The following is an 8901-nucleotide window of genomic DNA, read 5'->3' as shown; positions in this document are numbered from 1 at the left end:
GCCTCGACGGCAACGACATCGTCCTCGCGAAGGGCAACGTCTCCAAGTACCACTCGAAGATCGTCGCCAAGGACGGCAAGTTCATCGTCGTGGACATGAAGTCCACGAACGGCACCTTCGTGAACGGCAAGAAGATCGCCGCGCCGATGGTGCTCAAGCCGACCGACAAGGTCTACATCGGCGACTACATCATCAACGTGGAGCCCCTCGTCGAGGAGCGCAGCTTCACGCGCACCGCGCCTCCCGAGGAGGAGTTCTACGAGGAGGAGCAGGGCTACGACGATGGCGGCCAGCAGGAGCCGGCGTACGAGGAGCCCGCCGCCAACGCGCGCATGCCGGCCTCGCTGGCCTCGGCGCTGGCGAAGAACAAGAAGCGGGTGGATCCCCGCATCGAGGCCTACACCCAGCTCCAGAAGGAGATCCACGACCGGCTCATCGAGTACCTCGATCTGCGTCGCATGGACATGGATCGGCTCGGCGACGAGGAGCTGTGGCGGCGCACCGAGAAGGCCATCAGCGACATCATCGACCAGATGGAGGCCGATGGAGAGCTGCCCGGCGACGTGAACCGGGACGAGCTGCTCACCGACGTCATCAACGAGGCGCTGGGCCTGGGGCCCCTGGAGGCGTTCCTCGCGTCGGATGAGATCAGCGAGATCATGGTGAACCACGCCAACCAGATCTACATCGAGCGCAAGGGCAAGCTGGTGATGTCCGAGAAGACATTCAGCTCCAACCAGGCGGTGCTCGGCGTGATCGAGCGGATCGTGGCACCCATCGGCCGGCGCATCGACGAGTCCAGCCCGCTGGTGGACGCGCGCCTCAAGGACGGCAGCCGCGTCAACGCCATCATCCCGCCGCTGGCGCTCAAGGGTCCCTGCATCACCATCCGCAAGTTCAAGAAGGACTCGCTGAAGATCCAGGACCTCATCAAGTACAAGACGGTGACGGCGCAGATGGCCGAGTTCCTGGAGATGTGCGTCAAGGCGCGCAAGAACATCGTCATCTCCGGCGGTACGGGCTCGGGCAAGACGACGACGCTCAACATCATCAGCTCCTTCATCCCCGAGGACGAGCGCATCGTCACGGTGGAGGACGCCGCCGAGCTCCAACTGCCGCAGGATCACTGGGTGCAGCTGGAGAGCCGCCCGCCCAACCTGGAAGGCAAGGGCGCCATCACCATCCGCGAGCTGGTGAAGAACTGCCTGCGCATGCGGCCGGACCGCATCGTGGTGGGCGAGTGCCGCGCGGGCGAGACGCTGGACATGCTCCAGGCGATGAACACGGGCCACGACGGCTCGCTCACCACGCTGCACGCCAACACGCCGCGCGACGCCATCGCCCGGCTGGAGACGATGGTGCTGATGAGCGGCATGGATCTGCCCGTGAAGGCCATTCGCGAGCAGATCGCCGCCGCCGTCCACATCATCGTGCAGCAGACCCGCTTCTCCGACGGGACGCGGAAGATCTGCTACATCACGGAGATCGCCGGCATGGAGGTGGACATCGTCACCCTCCAGGACATCTTCTATTACAAGCAGGAGGGCTTCGCGGACGACGGGAAGATCCGCGGGCGCTTCGTGGCCAGCGGCTTCGTGCCGAAGTTCTACGATGACCTTCAGCGCAAGGGCATCCCCGTCAACATGAGCATCTTCCGCGAGGACTGACGCCCCCATGTCTACCCTGGTTCTGCGTCACCCCGATGGCAGCGAGAGTGAGCACGAGCTTTCCGGTGAGCTGAAGATCGGCCGCCAGGAAGGCACCAATGATCTGGTCCTCACCGAGGGCGGCGTCTCGCGCCGCCACGCCCGCTTCTTCGAGGAGGGCGGCAAGGTGATGGTGGAGGACGTGGGCAGCGCCAACGGCACCTTCGTGGACGGCCAGCGCATCACCGGGATGACGCCGCTGACGGCCAAATCCCAGGTGCTGCTGGGGGACTACGAGCTGCGGCTCAAGGCGTCCTCCGCCCGGCCCGCCCCGGCGGCCTCGGGTGCGCGCAAGGCGGTGAAGCCGCCGAGCGAGGAGGAGGCTCCGGCCGACGGCCCGCGCTCCACCCGGGCCATGCCCGCGGTGAAGCGGCCGGCCCCGGGCGCGGCGGGAGGGCCCTCGGCGCTGGCGAAGCGTCCCCGGCCCGGACCCGCGGCACCGGCGGCGGAGGAGGGCGGCGGGGCCCCGGTGCTCAAGGGCCTCACCGGCCCCTGGGCCAACCAGAAGTTCCCCGTGAAGAGCAAGCTGGTGGTGGGCCGTCAGGCGCCCGCCTCGGTGGTTCTCGAGGACGACTCGGTGAGCCGCAAGCACGCCCAGGTGGAGGCCACTCCCGAGGGCGTGGTGCTGCGCGACCTGGGCAGCGCCAACGGCACGCTGGTGAATGGTGAGCCGGTGGGCACCGAGCCGGTGGTGCTCCAGCCCGGGGACATCGTCACCTTCGGCATGGTGGAGATGGTGCTCGAGGGCGCGGGCGGGGCCAACCTGCCGACGCGCCGCGGACGGGGCGACGTGCCCTCCCGGCGTGGCGCGGGCGCCGAGTCGGAGGCTCCCGCGGCGGGGGGCTCGCGCAAGCGGCTGTTGGTGGTGGCCGCCAGCATGGTGGGACTGCTCCTCGTGGCGGGCGTCGTCAAGACGGCCACCGACAAGAGCGCGGCGGGTGGGCCGCAGGCGGCGCGGCAGATGGCGCAGCAGGTGGCGCAGGCCCAGAACCCGGCCGAGCAGGTGCAGGAGTTGCTCAGCCAGTGCCGCTCCTACTCGTCCACGGAGCTTGGCAGCGAGCCCGACTGGCAGAAGGCCGAGACGACCTGCTCCAAGGCGCTGGACATCGATCCCATCAACGCCGAGGCCAACAGCCTCATGCGGAGGATCAAGCTGGAGAAGGAGTCCGCCGAGTACTTCACGTCGGGTGAGAAGGCGCTCCTGCGCGGCAAGGAGGACGAGGCGCTGGACGCCTTCCGGAAGATCACCAAGGACAGTGCCTACTTCCGCCGGGCCAAGCCCAAGGTGATGGAGGCGGTGGCCATGGTGGTGAAGCGCTCCGAGGACGACTGCAAGCGCTACCTGCGTGACAACCAGTGGAGCGTCGCGGTGCCCAAGTGCGAGCGCTACATGGGCTTCGCCTGCCAGAAGATGAGCCGGGAGGAGCTGGAGCCGCCCATTGGCTACACCCTCGTGCTCGAGGGCAAGAAGCGACTGGGCCGCAACGAGTGGCGGCCGAAGAACAAGCTCTACCTGGAGTTCCTCACCGCCCGTCACCGGTTGGATCCCAACGCCGCGCCCTGGCGCTGCCCGGTGTCCGACATCTTCGTGCAGGACGAGGCGGCGCCGGATCCGAAGGTGCAGGTGGAGGCGGCCTTCAAGCAGCGCCACGCCCACAAGCTCCTGGTCGGGGCGATGATGGACTACTGGGGTGGACGCGGGAACGAGGCGGTCGCCACCCTGCAGCGCCTGCGCAACAACTACGAGCTCGCCCAGTTCCACGGCGAGGCCGACAAGCTGATCTCCGACGTGAACAACGTGGATCAGCTCTTCAAGCTCGGCCAGACCCTGCTTCAGAGCGATGACGTGGAGAAGGCCGCCGAGCCGTTGCTGGAGGTGCTGGACGTGGACAAGCGGCTGATGGGCGAGCTGGCCGAGTCCAAGCCGTCCTTCTACCGGCGCAACCTCCAGCACGACATGGCGGAGAAGGCCATCGAGCGCGGCAATTTCTGGGATGAGCGCGGGGATCAGCGCCGCTCCTGCCGCATCTGGAAGCTGGGCTTCCGCTTCTACGCGGGCAACACGGACCTCAACTCGCAGGTGGGTCGGTGCTCCACGCGCGGGCTGAAGGCCATCAAGGACGCGAAGAACTGCGCGGACCTGGACACCGTGCTGGACTTCGCCGTGCCGGGCGACGGGCTCGATGAGCGGGTGGCCGCGATGAAGAAGGACAACGAGTGCTGAGCGCCGGGGCCCCCGGGAGCGTTGACGGTTGGCTCCCGGGACGCTACCCGGCATGGACAGCGGGCGGGGGGCTCGATTAAGGCCGGGAACCTATGGTTCCGAGCCCTCCGAGCGGCAGTGCACCCCGCATCGTCCTGATCGACGCCTCCAGCTTCATCTTCCGCGCCTATCACGCGATTCCTCCCCTCACGAACCGGCAGGGAGTGCCCACCAACGCCACCCTGGGCTTCACCCGGCAGGTGCTCAAGGCGCTCAAGGAGCTCAATCCCACCCACGTCGCGCTCGCCTTCGACAAGGAGAGCCGCGCCGAGCGCCAGAAGATCGATCCCAACTACAAGGCCAACCGGCAGGCCCTGCCGGAGGACCTGGGCCAGCAGTTCCCCTACATCCGCCGGGTGGTGGAGGCCCTCAACCTGCCCGTGCTGGAGGTGGCCGGCTGGGAGGCGGATGACGTCATCGGCACGCTCGCCAGGCAGGCCAAGGCCGAGGGCTTCTGCGTCCTCGTCGTCACCGGGGACAAGGACTTCGTGCAGATCGTGGACGAGGACGTCCACCTGTACGATCCGCAGAACGAGCGCTACACGGACCTCGACGCGGTGAAGGAGCGGCTGGGCATCGAGCCCCGGCAGATGCGCGACTACCTGGCGCTCATCGGCGACGCCGTGGACAACGTCCCCAAGGTGCCGGGCATCGGCCCGAAGACGGCGGTGGAGCTGCTGCACCAGTTCGGCGGCGTGGACGCGCTGCTCGAGCGGCTCTCGGAGGTGAAGAAGCCGAAGATGCGCGAGGCGCTCGAATCGCACCGCGAGAGCCTGCTGCGCGCGCGCGACCTGGTGACGTTCCGCACGGACCTGAAGCTGGACGTGACCATCGAGGGCCTGAAGCGCCAGCCCCCGCACGACACGCAGCTGCGCCAGCTCTTCACCGAGCTGGAGTTCACCGCGCTCCTGCGGGAGCTGCCGGCGCAGACGCGGGAGTCCGGCCCGGCTGCGCCCACCACGGAGCCCGTGAAGCTGGCCCTGGAGACGCAGATCGTCACCACGAAGGAGGCGCTCCAGGCGCTGGCCGCCGCGGTGCGCGAGGCGGGGGAGGTGACGCTCATTCCCGCGTACGAGGGCCTGCCCGTCTCCGGGCGGTTGGTGGGACTCGGGGTGGGGCTCAAGGACGGCACCACGCGCTACGTGCCGGTGGGCCACGATGGGCTGGGTGTGGAGCAGGTGCGGCCCGCGGACTTCAAGGCGGCCCTCCAGGGCGTGCTGGGGGACGCGGCGGTGAAGAAGGGCGGGCATGACCTCAAGGCCCTCTCGCTGCTGCTCCACCGCGAGGGCCTCCGGATGAGGGGAGGGGAGGACGACGTCGAGCTGCTCAGCTACCTGCTGGATGCCTCGCGGCGCGATCACGGGCTGGAGGTCCTCTCGCGGGAGCGGCTCCAGGCGGAGCTGCCCGAGCTGCCCTCCACCGGCGGGCGCAAGGCGCGAGCGCTGAAGGAGTTCTCGCCCCAGGAAGTCTCCGTGGCCTATGCGGCCCGGGCGGACGCGGCGAGGCGGCTGGCGCCGGGCCTGTGGCAGGAGTTGGAGCCGCTGGGGCTGGTGAAGCTCGCGCGCGAGCTGGAGCTGCCGCTGGTGCCGCTGCTGGCGCGCATGGAAGAGCACGGCGTGAAGCTGGACGTGAAGGTGCTCCGGGAGATCTCCGAGAAGGTGGGCGCCGACTGCGAGCAGAAGGTGAAGGAGATCCACACGCTCGCGGGCACCGAGTTCAACGTGGGCTCCAACCCGCAGCTCGCGGAGGTGCTCTACAAGAAGCTGGAGCTGCCCGTCCTCAAGCGCGGCAAGACGGGCCCCTCCACGGATCAGGAGGTGCTGGAGAAGCTGGCCGAGGTGCACCCGCTGCCGCGCGCCATCATCGAGTACCGCTCGCTGTCCAAGCTCAAGAGCACCTACCTGGACACGCTGCCGGAGCTGGTGGCGAAGGACGGGCGCATCCACACCACCTACCACCAGGCGGCCACCGCCACGGGGCGGCTGTCCTCGTCGGATCCCAACATCCAGAACATCCCCATCCGCACCGAGCTGGGCATGGAGATCCGCCGGGCCTTCATCGCCGAGGAGGGCCACCAGCTCGTCTCCGCGGACTACAGCCAGGTCGAGCTGCGACTGCTGGCGCACATCGCGGAGGACCCGGTCCTCATCGACGCCTTCGCGCGGGACGAGGACATCCACAGCCGCACGGCGGCGGAGATCTTCGGGGTGGTGCAGGATCAGGTGACGAGGGACCAGCGCCGGGTGGCCAAGACGGTGAACTTCGGTATCGCCTACGGCTTGAGCCCACACGGCCTGTCCACGCGCCTCAACATCTCGGGAGAGGAGGCACGCGACATCATCGAGCGCTATTTCACGCGCTACGCGGGCATCAAGCGCTACCTCGACGAGACGGTGAGGGAGGCGCGCACGAAGGGGTACGTGGAGACGCTCTTCGGGAGGCGCCGACCGATGGCGGACCTGAACGCGAAGAACCGCCAGGTGGTGCAGGCGGCCGAGCGCGCCGCCATCAACATGCCGATTCAGGGCACGGCGGCGGATCTCATCAAGAAGGCCATGCTGGCGGTGGACGCGGAGCTGGAGAAGCAGGGCCTGCGCACGCGGATGCTGCTCCAGGTGCACGACGAACTGCTCTTCGAGGCGCCGGACGCCGAGGTGGACGCCGTGAAGGAGTTGTCGCGACGGTGCATGTCCGCCGTGATGCGGCTCAAGGTGCCCCTCAAGGTGGAAGTAGGGGCTGGAAAGACGTGGGCGGACGCGCACTGACGTACGCGTCCGCCCCCGGAAAAAACAACGTCGACCCGTCCGGCCGTCAAGGCGCGTGGACCCCCGACCACGCGGCTTCCAGCGGCCACTCCTGGTGCGCTCACCGCCCCCCCGGGCGGGAGCACACCCCCATTTCGCGCCTCGGGACCCCCATCCCGTCAGCGCGCCCCCTTCAACCGCCAGGCCCTCGGACGCTCCCCAGAGATTGGGAGCATCAAGCCGGACGGGTCGACAACCCCCCTCAACTCAATGAAGCGCCACCCGGGCCTCGTCCAGCAGGGGCTTCACCCGTGCGGACTCCGGCCGATCGAAAAATTGGACCACCAGGCCCGCGAAGGGCACCCGCGGCCTCGGGGCGAGTGGGTTGGCCAGTCGCTCCATGAGCGCCACCGCCGAATCCACCGCCTCGTCCAGGGCCTGATTCACCACCGCCCGCTCCTCGTCACCGCCGCCCAGCGTCTCCACCGCGTCCACCAGGCAGCGGCGCAGCGCGGCGAACTCGTCGTGCAGCGCGCGCGCCCCACGCTTCGGCGCCAGCCGCAGCACCGCCCGCGTCCGGCTCCAGGGGCTGCCCTCCTTGCCCTCCAGGCTCCGACCCACCTCGCGGATGAAGGGCTCCACCACGCCGTCCAGCTGGTTGCGCGGCGGCGACCCTTCCTTCTTCGTCTCCGCGTAGCGCACCCGGCGCCATGCCGCGGCGAGCCGCTCGGGCTGTCCCTCGAACACCCTCGCGATTCCCGATCCCCGCCGTGCCCGCTCCGCCATTGTGCTGCCCTCCGCTCTCGTGCAGCGGTCTTAAGCAAGACGGCTGCCAGCGCCCGCACAGGAGCGGATGGGCAGTGAAATCAAGCGTTTGGCGTGATCCCCCCGGTGTGGGACCTTCAAGAAGACTGTAGTTTTTTCGAGACAGCCGATGCGTGCGTTCCACCCGGACGCGGAGTGGGTGGCCGCGTCGCGTGTGTGGGCAGGTCTTTTCCCAACGTGGGGAACGGCTCAGTGCACCGTCGGTTTGCTCGGACGAGCCGGGGCTTCCTCGTCCTCCTCATACTCCGCGCCGTGCGCGGAAGGCGTCTCGTGCCACTCGGGAGGGGCCGGCTCCGCCGCGTCCGTGGCTGGCGCCAGTGCGGGCACCACTTCCTGCTGCTGGGCGATCTCCGCCTCGAAGGCCGCGCGCATGGCGGCCTCCTCGGCGATGTCCTGCTGCTCCATCTCCGCCAGCTTCACCGCCTTCTGCTGGCGGCGCCGCAGGTACGCGGCCACCACCAGCCCCGTCGCGCCCAGCCACAGCAGCGAGGTGCTCGTCGTCAGCGGCAGCCAGCCGTAGCGCGCCGCCAACCCCTCGCGCCACTCCAGCTCCTCCACCCACAGCGAGGAGTGGAAGGCCTTGCCGAAGGCCTGCTCGAAGGGTTGGCCCGTGCCCACCTCGTCCACCAGCCGGCCCATGCCCTCGGGCCCGTGCCGCGCCGCCAGCCAGGCCACGAAGGCCGCGCTCTGCGCGTAGGCGATCTCCACGTCCGAGGGAAGGTCCGGCCAGGCGTCGTGCAGGTGCTCGAAGCGGAACACCTTCTCCTGCGTCACCGCACGGAAGAGCGCCGCGTAGTGCGTCGCCGAGAAGTTCTCCCCGGTGAGGTTCTGCGCGAGGCCCTCCTGGAACCAGCGCGGCCACAGCTTGCCCAGCTGCCCCAGCGCCACGTGCGCCAGCTCGTGACGCAGCGTCACCTGGCCCTCGGGCCCCGCCATCGTCAGCGCGTTGAGCAGGACGATGCGGTGCGCCGGGTAGGCCAGCGCCACGGCCCAGCCCGGAGGCGCGCCGCCGGGCAGCGCCAGGGCCTCGAACTCCTGGCGGCCCACGCCCACGCGCAGCTCCGTCACTCCCGGCCAGTCGCGCCCCAGCACGCCCACGAAGGTGTCGCGCACGGACTCGATGGTGCCGGCGAGCTGGCGCGCGGCGCCCTCGGCCCTGGCCGTGTAGAGGATGCGGAAGCGCGGCGTGGACAGCTCTCCCACCACCAGCGCGGGCCGGGCGGCGGGCACCATCGCGGGCTCGGCACCCCCATTGGCGTGGCCGGCCTCGGGAGCCGGGCCGGTGTACTCCTGCGCCCTCACGAGCGGCGACAACAGCAGCATCAGGACCAGGAGCAGGTGGCGCATGGCAGCCTCACGAGGC

Annotated in this window: 5 protein-coding genes; 3 read left to right on the top strand and 2 right to left on the bottom strand. The window is 69.3% G+C overall.

What is annotated here, in order from left to right; all coding sequences use genetic code 11:
* From VF794_RS29405 to polA, 3 genes are all read left to right on the top strand, one after another.
* A partial coding sequence (locus VF794_RS29405) for an ATPase, T2SS/T4P/T4SS family (RefSeq protein WP_331116118.1) occupies positions 1 to 1667 on the top strand: 1667 nt, incomplete at its 5' end.
* Between the two features lie 7 nt (positions 1668 to 1674).
* Entirely contained in the window at positions 1675 to 3930 is a 2256-nt protein-coding gene (locus VF794_RS29400; protein WP_331116116.1) for an FHA domain-containing protein, read from the top strand.
* A gap of 92 nt (positions 3931 to 4022) precedes the next feature.
* Positions 4023 to 6734, top strand: a complete 2712-nt coding sequence (gene polA / locus VF794_RS29395; RefSeq protein ID WP_331116114.1) for a DNA polymerase I — start codon at positions 4023 to 4025, stop codon at positions 6732 to 6734.
* Between the two features lie 246 nt (positions 6735 to 6980).
* Here polA and VF794_RS29390 read toward each other — a convergent pair whose 3' ends face one another.
* Positions 6981 to 7460 (bottom strand): hypothetical protein, encoded by a 480-nt coding sequence (locus VF794_RS29390; RefSeq protein WP_331116112.1) that lies wholly within the window; start codon positions 7458 to 7460, stop codon positions 6981 to 6983.
* A 267-nt stretch (positions 7461 to 7727) separates the two neighbouring features.
* On the bottom strand, positions 7728 to 8901 hold a 1174-nt coding region (locus VF794_RS29385), incomplete at its 5' end, for a peptidase MA family metallohydrolase (protein ID WP_414640977.1).

Source organism: Archangium sp. (assembly GCF_036389735.1).
Classification (GTDB): Bacteria; Myxococcota; Myxococcia; order Myxococcales; family Myxococcaceae; genus Archangium.
This window is presented reverse-complemented; position numbering and strand designations above follow the sequence as displayed.